This window comes from Burkholderia arboris, assembly GCF_038723655.1.
GTDB lineage: Bacteria > Pseudomonadota > Gammaproteobacteria > Burkholderiales > Burkholderiaceae > Burkholderia > Burkholderia arboris.
Genome location: NZ_CP109821.1, coordinates 2,989,191 through 3,005,524 on the forward strand (window position 1 = coordinate 2,989,191; position 16,334 = coordinate 3,005,524).

General features: G+C 69.5%; 16 protein-coding genes. 6 read left to right on the top strand and 10 right to left on the bottom strand.

Annotation, left to right across the window (positions count from 1 at the left end; translation table 11 throughout):
* Positions 1-24: 24 nt before the first annotated feature.
* Positions 25-1,038, top strand: a complete 1,014-nt coding sequence (locus OHZ10_RS14050) for a sugar-binding transcriptional regulator (RefSeq protein ID WP_081051894.1) — start codon at positions 25-27, stop codon at positions 1,036-1,038.
* Between the two features lie 22 nt (positions 1,039-1,060).
* Here the strand turns inward: OHZ10_RS14050 and OHZ10_RS14055 are convergent, their stop codons facing one another.
* Positions 1,061-2,272: an MFS transporter gene (locus tag OHZ10_RS14055; protein WP_342702798.1), complete on the bottom strand. Its 1,212-nt coding sequence runs from the start codon at positions 2,270-2,272 to the stop codon at positions 1,061-1,063.
* Positions 2,269-3,465: a serine hydrolase domain-containing protein gene (locus tag OHZ10_RS14060; protein ID WP_342702800.1), complete on the bottom strand. Its 1,197-nt coding sequence runs from the start codon at positions 3,463-3,465 to the stop codon at positions 2,269-2,271. The genes OHZ10_RS14055 and OHZ10_RS14060 overlap by 4 nt, the downstream gene beginning before the upstream one ends.
* Positions 3,466-3,578: 113 nt before the next feature.
* Here OHZ10_RS14060 and OHZ10_RS14065 point away from each other — a divergent pair, with 113 nt between their 5' ends.
* Positions 3,579-4,463: a LysR family transcriptional regulator gene (locus OHZ10_RS14065; protein ID WP_059233337.1), complete on the top strand. Its 885-nt coding sequence runs from the start codon at positions 3,579-3,581 to the stop codon at positions 4,461-4,463.
* A 19-nt stretch (positions 4,464-4,482) separates the two neighbouring features.
* Here OHZ10_RS14065 and OHZ10_RS14070 read toward each other — a convergent pair whose 3' ends face one another.
* From OHZ10_RS14070 to OHZ10_RS14105, 8 genes are all read right to left on the bottom strand, one after another.
* On the bottom strand, positions 4,483-5,592 hold the full coding sequence (locus OHZ10_RS14070; RefSeq protein ID WP_059233336.1) for an ABC transporter ATP-binding protein: 1,110 nt from the start codon (positions 5,590-5,592) through the stop codon (positions 4,483-4,485).
* A gap of 55 nt (positions 5,593-5,647) precedes the next feature.
* Positions 5,648-6,331: an HAD family hydrolase gene (locus tag OHZ10_RS14075; protein WP_059233335.1), complete on the bottom strand. Its 684-nt coding sequence runs from the start codon at positions 6,329-6,331 to the stop codon at positions 5,648-5,650.
* Positions 6,328-7,179 (bottom strand): carbohydrate ABC transporter permease, encoded by an 852-nt coding sequence (locus tag OHZ10_RS14080; RefSeq protein WP_059233334.1) that lies wholly within the window; start codon positions 7,177-7,179, stop codon positions 6,328-6,330. The genes OHZ10_RS14075 and OHZ10_RS14080 overlap by 4 nt, the downstream gene beginning before the upstream one ends.
* Positions 7,176-8,123, bottom strand: a complete 948-nt coding sequence (locus tag OHZ10_RS14085) for a carbohydrate ABC transporter permease (protein WP_059233333.1) — start codon at positions 8,121-8,123, stop codon at positions 7,176-7,178. The genes OHZ10_RS14080 and OHZ10_RS14085 overlap by 4 nt, the downstream gene beginning before the upstream one ends.
* A 114-nt stretch (positions 8,124-8,237) precedes the next feature.
* The gene (locus OHZ10_RS14090; protein ID WP_256085231.1) at positions 8,238-9,563 is read right to left on the bottom strand and encodes an ABC transporter substrate-binding protein; all 1,326 of its coding nucleotides are present in this window, start codon (positions 9,561-9,563) and stop codon (positions 8,238-8,240) included.
* Positions 9,564-9,624: 61 nt separating this feature from the next.
* On the bottom strand, positions 9,625-10,989 hold the full coding sequence (locus OHZ10_RS14095) for a D-tagatose-bisphosphate aldolase, class II, non-catalytic subunit (RefSeq protein WP_174994292.1): 1,365 nt from the start codon (positions 10,987-10,989) through the stop codon (positions 9,625-9,627).
* The gene (locus OHZ10_RS14100) at positions 10,977-11,933 is read right to left on the bottom strand and encodes a sugar kinase (protein WP_256085233.1); all 957 of its coding nucleotides are present in this window, start codon (positions 11,931-11,933) and stop codon (positions 10,977-10,979) included. Before OHZ10_RS14100 ends, OHZ10_RS14095 begins: the two co-directional genes overlap by 13 nt.
* 96 nt (positions 11,934-12,029) lie before the next feature.
* On the bottom strand, positions 12,030-12,806 hold the full coding sequence (locus OHZ10_RS14105; RefSeq protein WP_059233329.1) for an L-iditol 2-dehydrogenase: 777 nt from the start codon (positions 12,804-12,806) through the stop codon (positions 12,030-12,032).
* A 329-nt stretch (positions 12,807-13,135) separates the two neighbouring features.
* On the opposite strand from OHZ10_RS14105, the gene OHZ10_RS14110 reads away from it, so the two are divergent.
* Genes OHZ10_RS14110 through OHZ10_RS14125 form a run of 4 tightly spaced genes read left to right on the top strand, consistent with a single transcriptional unit; the run spans position 13,136 to position 16,238 of the window.
* Positions 13,136-13,597 carry a Fur family transcriptional regulator gene (locus tag OHZ10_RS14110; RefSeq protein WP_011546084.1) on the top strand — a complete coding sequence of 154 codons (462 nt, stop codon included), beginning with the start codon at positions 13,136-13,138 and terminating at the stop codon, positions 13,595-13,597.
* A gap of 46 nt (positions 13,598-13,643) precedes the next feature.
* On the top strand, positions 13,644-14,558 hold the full coding sequence (locus OHZ10_RS14115) for a metal ABC transporter solute-binding protein (RefSeq protein ID WP_174994294.1): 915 nt from the start codon (positions 13,644-13,646) through the stop codon (positions 14,556-14,558).
* 14 nt (positions 14,559-14,572) lie between these two features.
* Positions 14,573-15,463 carry an ABC transporter ATP-binding protein gene (locus OHZ10_RS14120; protein WP_059233327.1) on the top strand — a complete coding sequence of 297 codons (891 nt, stop codon included), beginning with the start codon at positions 14,573-14,575 and terminating at the stop codon, positions 15,461-15,463.
* On the top strand, positions 15,456-16,238 hold the full coding sequence (locus tag OHZ10_RS14125) for a metal ABC transporter permease (RefSeq protein WP_342702806.1): 783 nt from the start codon (positions 15,456-15,458) through the stop codon (positions 16,236-16,238). Before OHZ10_RS14120 ends, OHZ10_RS14125 begins: the two co-directional genes overlap by 8 nt.
* Positions 16,239-16,334: the final 96 nt, after the last annotated feature.

The following is a 16,334-nucleotide window of genomic DNA, read 5'->3' on the forward strand; positions in this document are numbered from 1 at the left end:
ACATGCGGTACAGTGGATGCCGTCATGCGGCCCGCCGGCCGGTCCGCGGGGCGGCCCCCAGATCCGAACCGAATCGCTATCGTGTCCAAGTCCTCAGAAAAACTCGATCTCGCCACGCGCGCCGCGTGGCTCTATTACGTCGCGGGCGACACGCAGAACGAAATCGCCGAAAAGCTGCAGGTATCGCGTCCCGTCGCGCAGCGCCTCGTCGCGTTCGCGGTCGAGAAGAACCTGATCCGCGTGCGCGTCGACCACCAGCTTGCCGACTGCCTCGATCTCGGCGCGCAGTTGTCGAAGCGCTACGGCCTCGCGATGTGCGAAGTCGTGCCCGTCGACACCGATGCGCCCGACGCGATCGACCGCAAGCTCGCGGTCGCCGGCGCGCAGGTGATGGAGCGCTACCTGAACGAAACCCGGCCGATGGTGATCGCGGTCAGCAGCGGCCGGACGCTGAAGGCCGCGGTCGCGCAGATCGCGCAGATCGACCGCCCGCAGCACCGGCTCGTGTCGATGGTCGGCGCGATCGCGGCCGACGGTTCGTCGAACCGCTACGACGTCGCGCAGTACATCTCCGAGAAAACCGGCAGCAAGCATTTCCTGCTGCCCGCGCCGCTGTTCGCCGACAGCAACGCGGAACGCGCGCAGTGGTGCAATCACCGGCTGTACCGGATCGTCGAGGCGCTGTCGGGCGAAGCCGACGTCGCGTTCGTCGGGATCGGCAACATCGGCCCGCACTGCCCGCTCTACGAAGACGGCTTCATCACCGAGCAGGAGCGCGACGAGATGACTGCGCTCGGCGCGGTGGCCGAACTGCTCGGCGTGCCGATCGACGCGCAGGGTACGCAGATCACCGTGTCGACCAGCGCGCGCGTGACAAGCGTGGCGCTCGCCACGCCGCCGAAACTGCCGACGATCGCATTCGCCGGCGGCCCGAAAAAACGCGACGCGGTGATTGCCGCACTGCGTGGCGGCTGGCTGTCGGGGCTCGTCACCGACGAAACCTGCGCACGCGCCGCGCTCGACGCGAAGGCGGCCTGACGCCGCCGTCGAACGCGCTGTCTCAGGCCGCGCGCGGCGCCGGAAACGCATGCCGGCGCGCGCGCCACGCGCCGACCCACGCGGCCGCCAGCAGCACGACGAGCACCCACGGAATCGCGCCGGCACCCGTGGCGCCGAGCAGCATCCCGCCCGCGATGCCGCCGCCGGCGATCGCGAGATTCCATACCGTCACGAGCATCGACTGCGCGACATCGGCCGACTCCCCGGCCGCGTTCGCGGTGGCCGTCTGGAACAGCGTCGGCGCGCCGCCGAACGCGAGCCCCCACAGCACGACGCCCGCATAGACGACCGTCATCCCGGAACCCGCGCCGAGCAGCGCGGCCGCCAGCGCGAACAGCGCGATGCTGGCGAGCGTCAGGCGTCGTTGCGCGGCGCCGATCCATGCACCCGTCAGCGCGATGCCGGCCAGCGACGCGATGCCGAACACGAACAGCACCACATCGACCTGCGCGCCCATGCGCACGCCCGCGAGGAACGGCGCGACGTACGTGTACAGCATGTTGTGCGCGAGCACGTACGCGAACATCACCGTCAGCACCGGCCGCACGCCGGGCAGCGCCATCACGCCGAGCACCGGCTCGCGCGCGCCGGCCGGCTGCCCCGGATAGTCGGGCACGCGCACGCGGATCCAGCCGATCAGCGCAAGCGCCGCCAGCGTGATGCCCGCGAACGCGACGCGCCAGCCGAACGCCGCGCCCAGCGCGGTGCCGGCCGGAATACCGATCGACATCGCCACCGGCGCGCCGAGCATCGCGACCGCGATCGCGCGGCCGCGCAGCGACGCATCGACCATCCGGCTCGCATAGCCGGCCAGCAGCGCCCACAGCAGCCCGGCCGCCATGCCCGCGACGAAGCGCGCGGCAAGCGTGAGCGCGTAGTACGGCGACACGGCCGTCACCGCATTCGACACGACGAAGCCGGCCAGCGCCGCGAGCAGCAGGCCGCGACGCCGCATCGCGCGCGTCGCGGCAACGAGCGGAATCGCCGCGACGATCGAGCCGAGCGCATACACGGTCACGAGCTGGCCGATCAGCGCCTCGGGCACGCGCAGGTCGGCGCTCATCAGCGGCAAGAGGCCCGCCGGCAACGCTTCGGTGAGGATCGTGATGAAACCGGCCGTCGCGAGCGCCAGCAGGTTCGAGACCGGCAGGCGTTCGCTCGCCTGCGCCGGCTGGCCGGCAACCCGGTCGTCCATCAACGGGCAATCGCTCATGACGCGCTCCCGGTTTCGACGCCGTAGACCGCATCGCGCACCGCGGTCACGATCCGTCCGTCGAGGCCCTTGTACAGCGTGTTGGTCAGCGCAACGACCGTCAGCCCGGCCGCGCGGTCGACGAACCACGTATGCCCGTACGCGCCACCGCCGCGCCAGGTGCCGACCGACTCCGGCGACTGCGCGGCGGCCGGATCGCGCAACACCGAAAAGCCGAGCCCGAAGCCGAAACCGGGCGCGTCCGGCAGTTCGCGCGCCCCCGGCTGGACACGCGCCATCTCGTCGCCCCATGCGGGGTCGAGCCAGCCGTCGCGGCCCGTGCGCAACGCGTCGAGCAGCGTCACGCAGTCGCGCGCGGTGCCGGCCATCCCCGCGCCGCCCGACGGCCAGGCATCGGCATCGAACACGCGCGCCGGCTCGAAACGGATGCCGATCGTGCCGTCGAACACCGGTACGAGATCGACGTCCGCCATCCGGCGCGGCGCGCCCGGCGTGGTCACGTATGGCGTCGCGAAGCGTGCGGCGTCGTGCGCGACGAACGCGGTGTCGGTCATCCCGAGCGGTGTCGTGACGCGCTCGGCCACCGCGTCGGCGAGCGGCCGCCCGTCGACCGCCTCGATCAGCGCGCCGACCACGTCGAGCGCGAGCGAATAGCCCCACGACGTGCCCGGCGCGAACTGCAGCGGCACGCTGGCGATGCGCCGCAGGTTTTCGGCGAGCGAGAGCCCCGCGCGATCCATTCCGTCGGACACGCCGGCGCGCGCATACGGGCCGTCGCCGTCCGCTTCGAGGAAGCGGTAGCCGAGGCCGGCCGTATGCGACAGCAGATGACGCAACGTGATGACGGCAGGCGTGCCGTCGGTCAACGTCGGGCGGAATTCGGGCAACCAGCGAGCGACCGGTTCGTCGAGCGTGATGCGTCCCGCCGCGACGAGCCGCATCGCGGCGGCCGCCACGACCGGCTTCGTGACCGACGACAGACGGAACAGCGCGTCTTCCCGCATCGGCGTGCCGGCTTCGCGATCGGCGAGCCCGACGGCGCGCGCATAGCGCAGCTCGCCGTCCTGGGTGACCCGCACGACCGCGCCGACCATGCGCTCGTCGGCGAGCGCGCGATCGAGTGCGTCGTCGAGCCGGTGGCGCAACGCGGCGTCCGGTGCCACGCGGAAAGCGGTGACAGGCAGGGATGACATGACGTGACCTCATACGGTGAACGAGCGCTCATCGTAGGGAGCCGACGCAAGAAGAAAAACCGGGTTAGAGTTCCGGACAATCCGGACGTGGAAGTCCGCAATCGGGAACCTGCATGGAAAATCTGGGCGGCTTCGTCGTGTTCGTTCAGGTCGCGGAAACGCGCAGTTTCGTCGCGGCGGGCCGCGCGCTCGGGCTGTCGGCATCGGCGATCGGCAAGCGCATCGCGCGGCTCGAGGCGCGCCTGAACGTGCGGCTCTTTCACCGAAGCACGCGCAGCATCACGCTGACGGCCGAAGGCGCACGCTTTCTCGAACGGTGCCGGCGCGTGATCGCCGAGATCGACGCGGCCGAACAGGAACTGACGCACAGCGCGGAAGCGCCGCGCGGGCGGCTACGCGTGAGCCTGCCGACGATCGGCACGCTGCTGTTGCCGGTGCTCGCCGATTTCATGGCCGCGTATCCGGAGATCGAACTCGACATCGATTTCAGCGACCGGCTCGTCGACGTCGTCGACGAAGGGTTCGACGCGGTGCTGCGCACCGGCCAGCCGTCGGATTCGCGCTTGTCGTCGCGGCTGCTCGGCCACTTTCGCCAGCACCTCGTCGCGTCGCCCGACTATCTCGACCGGCACGGCACACCGCGCACGCCGGCCGATCTCGCGCAGCACCGCTGCCTGCACTACCGCTTCCCGACCAGCGGCAAGCTCGAGACCTGGCCGCTGCGCGCGCCGCGCGCGGGCACGCTGCCCGAGGTACCGGTCGCGATGGTCAGCAACAGCGCGGAAGCGCGGCTGTGCTTCGTGCTGCGCGGGCTCGGCATCGCGTGCCTGCCCATCTTCTTCGTGCGCGACGCGCTCGCCGCCGGCACGCTGCACGCGGTGCTCGACGAACACGTCGCGAGCTGCACGCCGGTCTACGTGCTGTGGCCGTCGGGCCGGCACCCGACGCCGAAGCTGCGTGCGTTCGTCGACTACATGGCCGAACACCTGCGCATCTGAGCGGCGCCGGCGCCACCCGTCACGCGGCCTTTGCGTGCGCGCTCAGCCGGCGGAACGCCTGACCGTGCTCGTCGAACAGATGACAGTGCTCGGCCTGAGCGTGCACGCGCAGTGCCTCGCCGGTGCGATACGTGTCGAGCGGCGGAATCCGCGCGATCAGCCCGTCCGGCGCAACGGCCGACTCCGCATACAGGTACGCGGCATCGCCGAGCGATTCGACGGCCATCGTCCGGGCGGCAACGCCCGTGCCGGCTGCATCGACCAGCAGGTGTTCGGGCCGCACGCCGACTGTCACCGTGGCGCCGCGTTGCAGCCCCGCCGCTTCCACCGCGACGCGCTGCGTCTCGCCGCTGTCGAAGCGCACGAGCACGCCGCCCGCATCGGCCGATTCGACCGTGCCCTTCAGGAAGTTCATCTTCGGCGAGCCGATGAAGCCCGCGACGAACTGGTTCGCCGGCGCGTGATACAACGCGTTCGGCGTGCCGACCTGCTGCACCGCGCCGCCTGACAGCACGACGATCTTGTCCGCGAGCGTCATCGCTTCGACCTGGTCGTGCGTCACGTAGATCATCGTCGTCTTCAGCTCGTCGTGCAGCCGCGCGAATTCCAGCCGCATCTTCACGCGCAATGCGGCGTCGAGGTTCGACAGCGGCTCGTCGAACAGAAACACCTTCGGCTTGCGCGTAATGGCGCGGCCGATCGCGACGCGCTGCCGCTGGCCGCCCGACAGCTGCTTCGGCTTGCGGTCGAGCAGGTGATCGATGTGCAGGATCTTCGCGGCCTGCTTCACGGCCTGGTCGATCTCGGGCTTTTTCGCGCCCGCGAGCTTGAGGCCGAATGCCATGTTGTCGTACAGCGTCATGTGCGGGTACAGCGCATACGACTGGAACACCATCGCGATGCCGCGTTTCGCGCTCGGCACGTCGTTGACCTTCGCGCCATCGATCAGCAGGTCGCCGTTCGAAATATCCTCGAGGCCCGCAATCATCCGCATCAGCGTGGATTTGCCGCAGCCGCTCGGCCCGACGAACACGACGAATTCGCCGTCGGCGATGTCGAGGTTCACGTTGCGCAGCACTTCGGTGTCGTCGTAGCGCTTCGCGATGTTGCGCAGGAGCACGCTTGCCATGATCTGTCTCCGTTCGTTCGTGATGCGCCGCCTTGCCGGCAGCGCGCAATCGTTGCTAGTTCGGCAGCACCGCGCCCGTCGCCTGCCAGCGCGCGACGTAGCCGGGCAGCTCGTGCATGTCGTCGAATACGTGACGCGCGCCGATGCTGCGCAGCGCGTCGATCTGGGCCGCCGACGCGTGCCCGCCGCCGACGAAGCCGAGCACGGTCATGCCGGCCGCGGCCGCCGCGGTGATGCCGGTCACGCTGTCCTCGACGACGAGGCAGTGTGCGGGCGCCGCGCCGAGCGTGCGCGCAGCCGCGAGATACACGTCGGGCGCCGGCTTCGGCCGCGCAACCGAATCCGCGCAGAACAGCCGGTCGCCGAAGAAACGTGCGAGGCCCGTGCGTGCGAGCGCCGCCTCGACGTACGCGCGATAGCTGTTGCTCGCGCACGCCGTCGTCAACGGGATCGCGGCGAGCGCCGTGTCGATGCCTTCGACCATCGGCGCGTTGACGGCGGCCGCCTCGACCGCGCGGCGGATCGCCTCGACGTCGGCGGCCGACAGCGTGCGGCCGACGGCCTCGCCCGCGCCGGCCAGCACCCGCTCGATGCGCAGCCCCAGCAGCGGCATCACGGCCGGCCGCGCGTCGACGCCCGGCCAGCGGGCATCGAGTTCGCGCACGATCACGTCGGCGGCCACGGCCTCGCTGTCGATCAGCACGCCGTCGCAATCGCAGATCAGGATATTCACGCTCATTTGACCGCCCCGAACGTGAGCCCGCGCACGAGCTGCTTCTGCGACAGCCAGCCGACGATCAGGATCGGCGCGACGGCCAGCAGGGAAGCCGCGGACAGCTTCGCCCAGAACAACCCTTCGGGGCTCGAATAAGACGCGATGAACACGGTCAGCGGCGCGGCGTTCGAACTCGACAGGTTGATGCTCCAGAACGCCTCGTTCCACGACAGGATCACGAGCAGCAGCGCGGTGGACGCGAGCCCCGGCAGCGCCATCGGCATCAGCAGGTAGACGATCTCCTGCCATGTCGACGCGCCGTCGATCCGCCCGGCTTCGAGGATGTCCTTCGGAATTTCGTTGAAGTACGTGAAGGTCATCCACACGGCGATCGGCAGGTTGATCAGCGTGTAGACGATCACGAGCCCCGACACCGTGTCGAGCAGCCCCGCGTTCTTCCACAGCAGGTAGATCGGCACGAGCACACCGACCGACGGCATCATCTTCGTCGACAGCATCCACAGCAGCACCTTCTGCGTGCGGTGGTTCGGGAAGAACGCCATCGCGTACGCGGCCGGCACCGCGAACAGCAGCGAGATCACCGTGACGCCCGCCGAGATCAGCACCGAATTCCACGCGAACGCGAAGTAGTTGCTGCGCGCGAACACCTCGCGGAAGCTGTCGAGCGTCGGCACGAAGAACAGCGTCGACGCGTACGCCTGCTGCTCGGTCTTGAACGCGGTGATCGCCATCCAGAAGATCGGGAAGAACAGCAGCAGCGCGATCAGCCACGCGAGCGTGCCGGGCAGCGCGCGCCGCACGAGGTCGAACACGGCCGGCACGCGCCGGCGTTCGAAGGTCAGGTCGCTCATTTCTCGTACTCTCCCTTCAGGTTGCGCGCGAGCATCCGCACGAGGAAGAACGACACGACGTTCGCGACCACGACGGCGATGATGCCGCCCGCGGACGCGAGGCCGACGTCGAACTGCTGCAGGCCGAGCGCGTAGATCAGGTAGGACAGGTTGGTCGTTGCGTCGCCGGGGCCGCCGCCGGTCGTCGTATAGATTTCCGCGAAGATCGACAGCAGGAAGATCGTCTCCATCATCACGACCACGGCGATCGCGCGCTTCAGGTGCGGCAGCGTGATGTAGAAGAACATCGCGATCGGGCCGGCGCCATCGATGCGCGCGGCTTCCTTCTGCTCCTGGTCGAGCGACTGGATCGCGGTGAACAGGATCAGGAACGCGAACGGCAGCCACTGCCACGCGACGATGATGATCACCGCGGTGAGCGGGTAATCGGCGAACCAGTCGATCGGCGTCATCCCGAGCGCGCGCATCGCGTTCGCGACGAGCCCGTATACCGGATGCAGGATCATGTTCTTCCAGATCAGCGCGGACACCGTCGGCATCACGAAGAACGGCGCGATCGCGAGCAGGCGCGCAACACCCTGCCCGTAGAACTTGCGGTCGAACAGCACGGCCATCAGCACGCCGCCGACCACCGTGATCGCGAGCACCGCGCCGATCAGCACGAGCGTGTGCCAGATCGCGGGCAGGAACGACGGATCGGTCGCGAGGAAACGGTAGTTGTCGAGCCCCGCGAAGCCCTTCACGTCCGGGTTCAGCAGGTTGTAGCGCGAGAACGAATACCAGATCGTCATCGCGAGCGGAATCGACATCCACAGCAGCAGCACCGCGACGGACGGCGACACGAGCCAGCTCGCGCCGCCGCGCGCGCGGCGCGGCGCGCCGGGTGGCGACGACGCGTCGCCGACCGACGGCGCGTGACTCAGGGGAAGACGCAGGTGACGCATGATCGGAGTCCCTCCGGTTGATGCGCGGGCGCGAACGACCTGCCCGCCTTTCAGCTTCGCCGGCCCGCAGCGTGTGCAACGGCGCACGCTGCGGGCCGCGTGACTGCTTGAGCGTTACTTCTTGTAGCCGGCCTGCCGCACTGCGCGGTCGGCCGCGGCCTGCCCGGCGGCGAGCGCCTGGTCGACCGTCATCTGGCCCGCGACCGCACCGGCGATCGACTGGCCGACCACCGTGCCGAACGACTGGAATTCAGGAATCCCGACGTACTGCACGCCCGTGTACGGCACCTTCTTCAGCGACGGATCGTTCGGGTCGGCCGTCTCGATCGCCTTCAGCACGAAGTCCGAGAACGGCGCGGCGGCCTTGTACTCGGGGCGCTGATACGTCGACGTGCGCGTGCCCGGCGGCACCGATGCCCAGCCTTCGTCCTTGCCGGCCATCTCGATGTACTGCTTCGACGTCGCCCACGCGATGAACTTGCGCGCGGCGTCCTGCTGCTTCGACGTCTTCGGCACGGCCAGCGCCCATGCCCACAGCCAGTGCGAACCCTTCGGTGTGGCCGCCACCGGCGCGGCCGCGAAGCCGATCTTGTCGGCCACCTGCGACTGCTGCTTGTTGTAGAGCATGCCGGCCGCGACCGTCGCATCGATCCACATCGCGCACTTGCCCGATGCGGTCAGCGTCAGGTTCTCGTTGAAACCGTTCGAGCTCGCTCCCGGCGGGCCGTCCTTCTTCAGCAGGTTCACGTAGAACGTGATCGCCTTCTTCCATTCGGGCGACGTGAGCTGCGCGTTCCAGTTCTCGTCGAACCAGCGCCCGCCGAACGTGTTCACGACCGTCGACACGTACGCCATGTTCTCGCCCCAGCCGGCCTTGCCGCGCAGGCAGATCCCGTAGGTGCCCTTCGCCTTGTCGGTGAGCTTGTCCGCGAAGTCGGCGATCTGCTCGTAGGTCGGCTGGTCGGGCATCTTCAGCCCCTTCGCCGCGAACAGGTCCTTGCGGTAGAACGTCATCGAGCTTTCGACGTAGAACGGCAGCGCATAGAGCTGGCCGTTGTACGACAGGCTGTCACGCGCGGTCTTCACGATGTCGTTCAGGTCGTAATCGGCCGGCAGGCCCGTGATCGGCGCGAGCCAGCCGCGCTTGCCCCACTGCGGCGTCTCGTAGGTGCCGATCGCCATCACGTCGAACTGGCCGCTGCCGGTCGTGATGTCGGTCGTCGCGCGCTGGCGCAGCACGTTCTCCTCGAGGATCACCCAGTTCAGCTTGATGTCCGGGTTCGCCTTCTCGAATGCCGGCGACAGCTTCTTCAGCTCGATCATGTCGGGGTTGTTCAGCGTCGCGATCGTCAGCGTGCCGGCGGACGCGGCGCAGGCCGCCGTCGCGAGCGCGGCTCCGGCGAAGCAGCGTGCGGCGGCGTCGAGCATCTTTCGTTGCATGGCATGTCTCCTGTGTTTGTTCGAAGTGTCGTCGGTGTTGCGTCGTTTCCTTCGCGGCCCGTCATGCCGGCCGCTGCATGCCGCACGCGCGCGCATAGTGCGCGATCACGTCGCGTATCCGGTGGCGCACCCACGCGCGCGGCTCTTTCGCGAGCCCGCCCGCGCGGCATGCCGCGTAGACATCCGGCAGCCACTGCGCGACGAGCGTCTCGGGCACCGGCTGCCGCGCGAGGTTGCCGAACAGTTGCTCCACCGCGGCCGCGACGGCCGGCTGCAGCCAGTAGTAGCGGATGCGGTCGCTGTAGCTGAACTGGCGCGCGAGCCGCTGCGCGCTCTCGTCGCCGCGGTAGTACGGCGCCCAGTGTTCGGGCTGCGCACGCATCGCGGCATCGACGACGTCGCGCAACCGCGAGCGCTGCGCGACGTCGTCGATCAGCGCCTCCTCGATGAAGGTCAGCGCAAACAGGGCCTCGCGCAGCGCGAACGTCAGCGCGGGGCCGACCTTCAACACCGCGAAGTGGTCGCGCACGAGCGCGGCGAGCGCATCTTCGGTCTGGTAATCGGTCGAATGTGCCTCGAACACGAGGCGTGGCGTATGCAGGATACTCGCCCCAAGCGACGCTGCCTTGGCACTGTCGTAGTCGAGCACGTGGCGATCGTCGAAATCGACGCCCGGCTGCGCGACGATCGCGACGACGCGCGTCCATGCGTCGTCGAGCCCGGCCGCCGCGAATGCGCGGCGGTGCGCGTCGAGCGTCGCGTCGATGCTGTCGCTGCGCGTGACCGCGATTTGCGCGATCGCATCGCTGCCCGCTTCATCGCCCGCATCGCCGCTGACTTCGCCGCCCGGCGTCGGGACCTCGGTGCCGATCACGTAGACGGGCGCCGTGCCGGCGCGCCGGGCGGCATCTTCCGCCGCGCGGCACAGCTCGGCCGCGCGCGCGGCGATCGTCCGGTCGTCGAGCCGCTCGGGATCGTCCGCGCACGCCATGCTCGCATCGAGGTGGATCTTTTCGAAGCCGGCCTCGACATACGCGGCGACCATCGCGACGGCCTCGCGCATCGCGTCGGCCGCACGACGGTGCCGCCACGGGTTCGGGCCGAGATGGTCGCCGCCGAGCACGAGCGCCGACGGCGCAAGCCCGCAGCGCGCGGCGATCGCGTCGACGTCGCGGCGGAAATCGGCCGGCGTCATGCTCGTATAGCCGCCGAGGTGGTTCACCTGGTTGCAGGTCGCCTCGATCAGCAGCGGCGAGCCGTCCGCGCGCGCGGCTTCGCACGCGGCCTCCAGCACGAGCCGGTGCGCGCTGCAGATCGAATAGATGCCGCGCTGCGCGTCCGCGCGGTTCGCGTCGAAGATCATCCGCAGCACGGCGTCCGCGTGCGCATGGCGCGGGCGTTCGGCAAGGGTCGTCAGGCCGGACATGCGATACCTCGTTCGGTCAGGAAGCGGTCGATCTCGGCCGCACTGCTGTTGCCTTCCATCGGGCCGCGCCGCGTGACCGCGATCGCGCCGGCCGCGTTCGCGCGGCGCAGTGCGACCTCGATCGGCACGCCCGCGACGAGGCCTGCGACCAGCGTGCCGCCGAAGCAGTCGCCGGCGCCGGTCGGGTCGGTTTCGTCGACCGGAAAGGCCGGTGCGTCGACGCGGCTCGCGCGGTCGAACGCGACGCTGCCTTGCGCGCCGCGTTTCAGCACGACGCGCTCGAGCAGCGGATGCGTCGCGAGCAAACCTGCGATCGCGCGCTCGGCCGGCTGCGGCCCGCAGAAGAACGGCAGGTCGGCCTCGCTCGGCAGGAACAGATGGCATGCGGCGAGCATCTGGTCGAGCGCCGCGCGCATCGGGCGGAAACCCAGCATCTCGGGCCGCACGTTCGGATCGAACGACACCTTCGCGCCGGCACGCGCAGCCTCGATCACGCCGCGCTGCACGGCCGCGATCGCCGATTCGCTCGTCAGCGACGAGCCCATCACGTGGAAGTAGCGGCAGCCGTCGAACATTGCGCTATCGACGTCGGATGCATCGACGCACGCGGCCGCGCTGGTGGACAGCGTGAACACGAAGCTGCGCGAGCCGTCGTCGCGATACGCGACGAACGCGGTGCCGGTCGGGCGCGCGACGCGGCGGATGCGCGCGACGTCGACGCCGTCGCGTTCGAGCCGCGCGACGATCGCATCGCCGAACGCGTCGCGGCCCACGCAGCCCGCATACGCGACGCGCGCGCCGAGCCGCGCGGCCTGGTCGGCGAAGATCGCCGGCGCACCGCTCGGGAACGGTCCTGCGAACAGGCCCGGTGTATCGAAGCCCTGGCCGCGCTCGGCGGCGACGAATTCGGCGAGCAGTTCGCCTGCGACGACGATCTCGGCCATCAGGCGGCCCCTCCTGGTACGACGGCGGCCGCGGCGCGCGGCGATGCCGCAGCGTCGCGGGCCGGCCGGCGGGTGGCGCGTGCGAGCGGCGCCACGTCAGCTCATCCAGTTGCCGCCGTCGACGTTCAACGTCTGGGCGGTGACGTAATCGGCGTCGGCCGACGCGAGGAACAGCGCGGCGCCCGTCAGGTCGCCCGGCACGCCCATGCGGCCGAGCGGCACGGCTTCGCCGACGAGCCGCTTCTTCTCGCCGAGCGGACGGTTCTCGTAGCGCGCGAACAGCGCATCGACCTGCTCCCACATCGGCGTGTCGACGACGCCCGGCGCGATCCCGTTCACGTTGATCCGGTGCGGCGCGAGCGCGAGCGCGGCCGACTGCGTATAGCTGATCACCGCGGCCTTGGTCGCGCAGTAGTGCGAAACGAGTGACTCGCCGCGACGGCCCGCCTGCGACGACATGTTGACGATCTTGCCGCCGCGCCCCTGCTCGACCATCCGCTGCGCGACGGCCTGCATCAGGAAGAACAGCCCCTTCACGTTGACCGAGAACAGCCGGTCGAACACGTCCCACGATTCGTCGAGGATCGGGCGCATGTCGAACAGCGCCGCATTGTTGAACAGGATGTCGACGCCGCCGAAGCGCTCGACCGCCGTCGCGACGATCCGCTCGATGTCGTCGCGGCGCGTGACGTCCGCGGTGACGGCCACCGCGCGGCCGGGGTTCGCCTCGATCAGCCGCGCGAGCGAGCCGCCTGCCGGCTTCACGTCGACGAGCACGCAGCGCGCGCCCTCGTCCAGATAGCGTTGCGCGACCGCCTCGCCGATGCCGCTTGCGGCGCCCGTCAGGATCGCGACCTTGTCTTCCAGTCTCACTGGCTGTCTCCGGTTCGTTCTGCTGTACGACGGTCACGAGGTGAGCGAACGCTCTCTGACCGATCAATTGCTCTGTTGTTGATCGAATGATCGGATACGCGATTCGCGCTGTCAAGACGACGTGACGGCTTTCTATGACGCGCTGCGGCACGGCGGCGCACGACGGCGGCCCGATGCGTACGCCCGGCAAGGCGCGGGGCGCGCGGTGCGGCGCAGTGGGACCGGCGATGAAGGGGACGAAGCGAGGACGGAAAGGGGAAATCGCGCTGCACGGCGCGGCGATACGTTATATCATCGCCATACTGTGTTTCATCGCCCTGCTTCACGCCATGGCTACCTCATCGTCCATTGACGCCCGGCTGTCCCGGGCCGACGCATTCGCCGCCGAGCACGGGCTCGCGTGGACGCCGCTGCGCCGCCAGGTCTACGAACGCGTGCTGGCCGCGCAGCGCCCGATCGGCGCGTACGACCTGCTCGCCGAACTCGAACCGCAGCGCGGCCGCGTGCCGCCGACGACCGTCTATCGCGCGCTGGATTTCCTCGTCGAGCACGGCTTCATCCACCGGATCGAATCGAAGAACGCGTTCTTCGCGTGCTGCGAGATCGGCGTGCCGCACGAAGGCCAGTTCCTGATCTGCGATTCGTGCGGCGACACCGTCGAGATTCCCGGCGGCGACCTCGCGAAGCAGCTGTCCGCGAGCGAGCCCGCGCACGGTTTCGAAGTCCACCACCAGGTCGTCGAGCTGAGCGGCCTGTGCGGGCACTGCAAGCGCAAGCCCGCGCAACGCTGACGCCGAATCGCGCGGCCACGCGCCGCCCCTTCCCACGAGGAGTTCCATGTCCATTGCCCTGAAGCGCGCGCCGCGGCGTGCCCTGTCGCCTGTCCGCTGGCTCGCCGCCGCCGTTGCCGCGCTGTCGCTCGCGGCGCCCGCGTTCGCGCAGGCCGCGACCGTCAACGTCGTCGCCGCCGAGAATTTCTACGGCGACGTCGCGACGCAGATCGGCGGCAGCCACGTCGCGGTCACGAGCATCCTCAGCAATCCCGACCAGGATCCGCACCTGTTCGAAGCGAGCCCGAAGACGGCCCGCGCGCTCCAGCACGCGCAGGTCGTGATCTACAACGGCGCCGACTACGATCCGTGGATGGGCAAGCTGCTCGGCGCGTCGAAGCAGGCGAAGCGCGCGACGATCGTCGTCGCCAACCTGGTCGGCAAGAAGGCCGGCGACAACCCGCACCTGTGGTACGACCCGGCGACGATGCCGGCCGCCGCGCGCGCGATCGCGGCCGAGCTCGGCCGTGCCGACCCGGCGAACAAGGCCGAGTACGACGCGAACCTGCAGAAGTTCGTCGCGTCGCTGAAGCCCGTCGACGACAAGGTCGCCGCGCTGCGCGCGAAGTACAAGGGCGTGCCGGTGACGGCCACCGAGCCCGTGTTCGGCTACATGTCCGACGCGATCGGTCTCGACATGCGCAACCAGCGCTTCCAGCTCGCGACGATGAACGACACCGAAGCCAGCGCGCAGGACGTCGCCGCGTTCGAGAACGACCTGCGCAAGAAGCAGGTGCGCGTGCTGATCTACAACAGCCAGGCCGAAGAACCGATGACCAGGCGCATGCTGAAGATCGCGCGCGACGGCGGCGTGCCGACCGTCAGCGTCACCGAGACGCAGCCGGCCGGCAAGACCTTCCAGCAATGGATGGCCGGCCAGCTCGACGCGCTCGGCAACGCGCTGTCGGCCGGCAAGCAATAAACAACCGTAACGACATGACCGACACTCCCCACGCACTCGCCGTCGATCGCGTCACGCTCGAACTGGGCGGACGCACGATCCTGCGCGATGTCAGCTTCTCGATCGAACCCGGCGAATTCGTCGGCGTGCTCGGGCCGAACGGCGCGGGCAAGACGACGCTGATGCGCGCGGTGCTCGGCCTCGTGCCCGTGTCGGCCGGCACGCTGTCCGTCGGCGGCGTGCCGGTCGTGCGCGGCAACCCGTCGATCGGCTACATGCCGCAGATCAGGAGCGGCCTCGCGAACCGCCGGATGCGCGGCTACGACTTCGTCGCGATGGCCGCCGACGGCCACCGCTGGGGGCTGCCGCACACGAACGCGGCCACGCGCCGCGACGTCGATCGCGTGCTCGATCTCGTCGGCGGCCCGTCGCTCGCGCGCCGGCCGCTGTCGGAACTGTCGGGCGGCGAGCGCCAGCGCCTGCTGCTCGCACAGTGCCTGCTCGGCAATCCGAAGCTGCTGCTGCTCGACGAGCCGCTGATCAGCCTCGACCCGAACCACCAGCGCGGCGTCGTCGAACTCGTGCGCAACGTGCAGCGCGAGCTCGGCATCACCGTGCTGTTCTCCGCGCACGAACTGAATCCGCTGCTGAACGCGCTCGACCGCGTGCTGTATCTCGGCAACGGCGTCGCGGCGCTCGGCACCGTCGACGAGGTGATCACGAAGCCCGTGCTGTCGCGGCTCTACGGGTCGCCGATCGACGTGATGCGCGTGAACGGCAAGATCTTCGTGATGTCGGGCGACGTCGAGATCGAGAAGCACGACCACGAACACGAGGACGACGACGGTCACTCGCACGGCGGTGGCGGCGGCCACGGCCATCACCACCACGGACACGCTCATCCCGGGCATTCGCACGATGTTTGAATACGACTTCATGATCAACGCCTTCGCGGCGTCGGGCATCGTCGCGGTGCTCGCGGGCATCGTCGGCTACTTCCTGGTGCTGCGCGGGCAGACCTTCGCGGGCCATGCGCTGTCGCACGTCGGCTTCACGGGCGCGACGGGCGCGGTGCTGCTCGGCATCTCGCCGATCTGGGGGATGGTCGGCTTCACGCTCGCGGCCGGGATCGGGATGGGTGCGCTCGGCGAAAAGCTCGCGGGCCGCGACGTCGCGATCGGCGTGATCCTGTCGGGCGCGCTCGGCTTCGGCCTGCTGTTCCTGCATTTCTATACGTCGTTCGCAACGCAGGTCACCGCGCTGCTGTTCGGCAACGTGCTCGCGGTCAGCCACGACACGCTCGCGGTGCTCGCGGGCATCGGCGCGGTGAGCCTCGCGGCGCTCGCGCTGATCGCACGGCCGCTCTTGTTTGCATCGCTGCAGCCGGAACTGGCCGAAGCCAAGGGCGTGTCGTTGCGCACGGTGTCGATGCTGTTCCTCGCGGTGTGCGCCCTCGCGGTGGCCGCGGCGACGCAGATCGTCGGCGTGCTGCTCGTGTTCACGCTGCTGGTCGGGCCGGCTGCGGCCGCGCAGAACGTGTCGACGCGGCTGTCGATGGGCGTGCTGCTCGCCGCGCTGTTCGCGCTGTTCGAGGCGTGGGCCGGCATCGTGCTCGCCTATCACACCGACTGGCCGACCAGCTTCTGGATCACCGCGCTGTCGGCACTCGTGTACGGCGCGAGCCTGTTGCGGCGCAACTGATCGCCGCCCGACGGATCGCCGCCCGACGCAAATGAAAACGCCGGCGTGCCCGAGGGCAGCGCCGGCGTTTTTTCATGCGTCCGCGAGTTCGCGCAG

Excerpts from the sequence above, each read along its gene's own strand:
- OHZ10_RS14050 (WP_081051894.1), top strand. The coding sequence starts at position 25 with ATGCGGCCCGCCGGCCGGTCCGCGGGGCGGCCCCCAGATCCGAACCGA.
- OHZ10_RS14055 (WP_342702798.1), bottom strand. The coding sequence starts at position 2,272 with ATGAGCGATTGCCCGTTGATGGACGACCGGGTTGCCGGCCAGCCGGCG.
- OHZ10_RS14060 (WP_342702800.1), bottom strand. The coding sequence starts at position 3,465 with ATGTCATCCCTGCCTGTCACCGCTTTCCGCGTGGCACCGGACGCCGCG.
- OHZ10_RS14065 (WP_059233337.1), top strand. The coding sequence starts at position 3,579 with ATGGAAAATCTGGGCGGCTTCGTCGTGTTCGTTCAGGTCGCGGAAACG.
- OHZ10_RS14070 (WP_059233336.1), bottom strand. The coding sequence starts at position 5,592 with ATGGCAAGCGTGCTCCTGCGCAACATCGCGAAGCGCTACGACGACACC.
- OHZ10_RS14075 (WP_059233335.1), bottom strand. The coding sequence starts at position 6,331 with ATGAGCGTGAATATCCTGATCTGCGATTGCGACGGCGTGCTGATCGAC.
- OHZ10_RS14080 (WP_059233334.1), bottom strand. The coding sequence starts at position 7,179 with ATGAGCGACCTGACCTTCGAACGCCGGCGCGTGCCGGCCGTGTTCGAC.
- OHZ10_RS14085 (WP_059233333.1), bottom strand. The coding sequence starts at position 8,123 with ATGCGTCACCTGCGTCTTCCCCTGAGTCACGCGCCGTCGGTCGGCGAC.
- OHZ10_RS14090 (WP_256085231.1), bottom strand. The coding sequence starts at position 9,563 with ATGCAACGAAAGATGCTCGACGCCGCCGCACGCTGCTTCGCCGGAGCC.
- OHZ10_RS14095 (WP_174994292.1), bottom strand. The coding sequence starts at position 10,989 with ATGTCCGGCCTGACGACCCTTGCCGAACGCCCGCGCCATGCGCACGCG.
- OHZ10_RS14100 (WP_256085233.1), bottom strand. The coding sequence starts at position 11,933 with ATGGCCGAGATCGTCGTCGCAGGCGAACTGCTCGCCGAATTCGTCGCC.
- OHZ10_RS14110 (WP_011546084.1), top strand. The coding sequence starts at position 13,136 with ATGGCTACCTCATCGTCCATTGACGCCCGGCTGTCCCGGGCCGACGCA.
- OHZ10_RS14115 (WP_174994294.1), top strand. The coding sequence starts at position 13,644 with ATGTCCATTGCCCTGAAGCGCGCGCCGCGGCGTGCCCTGTCGCCTGTC.
- OHZ10_RS14120 (WP_059233327.1), top strand. The coding sequence starts at position 14,573 with ATGACCGACACTCCCCACGCACTCGCCGTCGATCGCGTCACGCTCGAA.
- OHZ10_RS14125 (WP_342702806.1), top strand. The coding sequence starts at position 15,456 with ATGTTTGAATACGACTTCATGATCAACGCCTTCGCGGCGTCGGGCATC.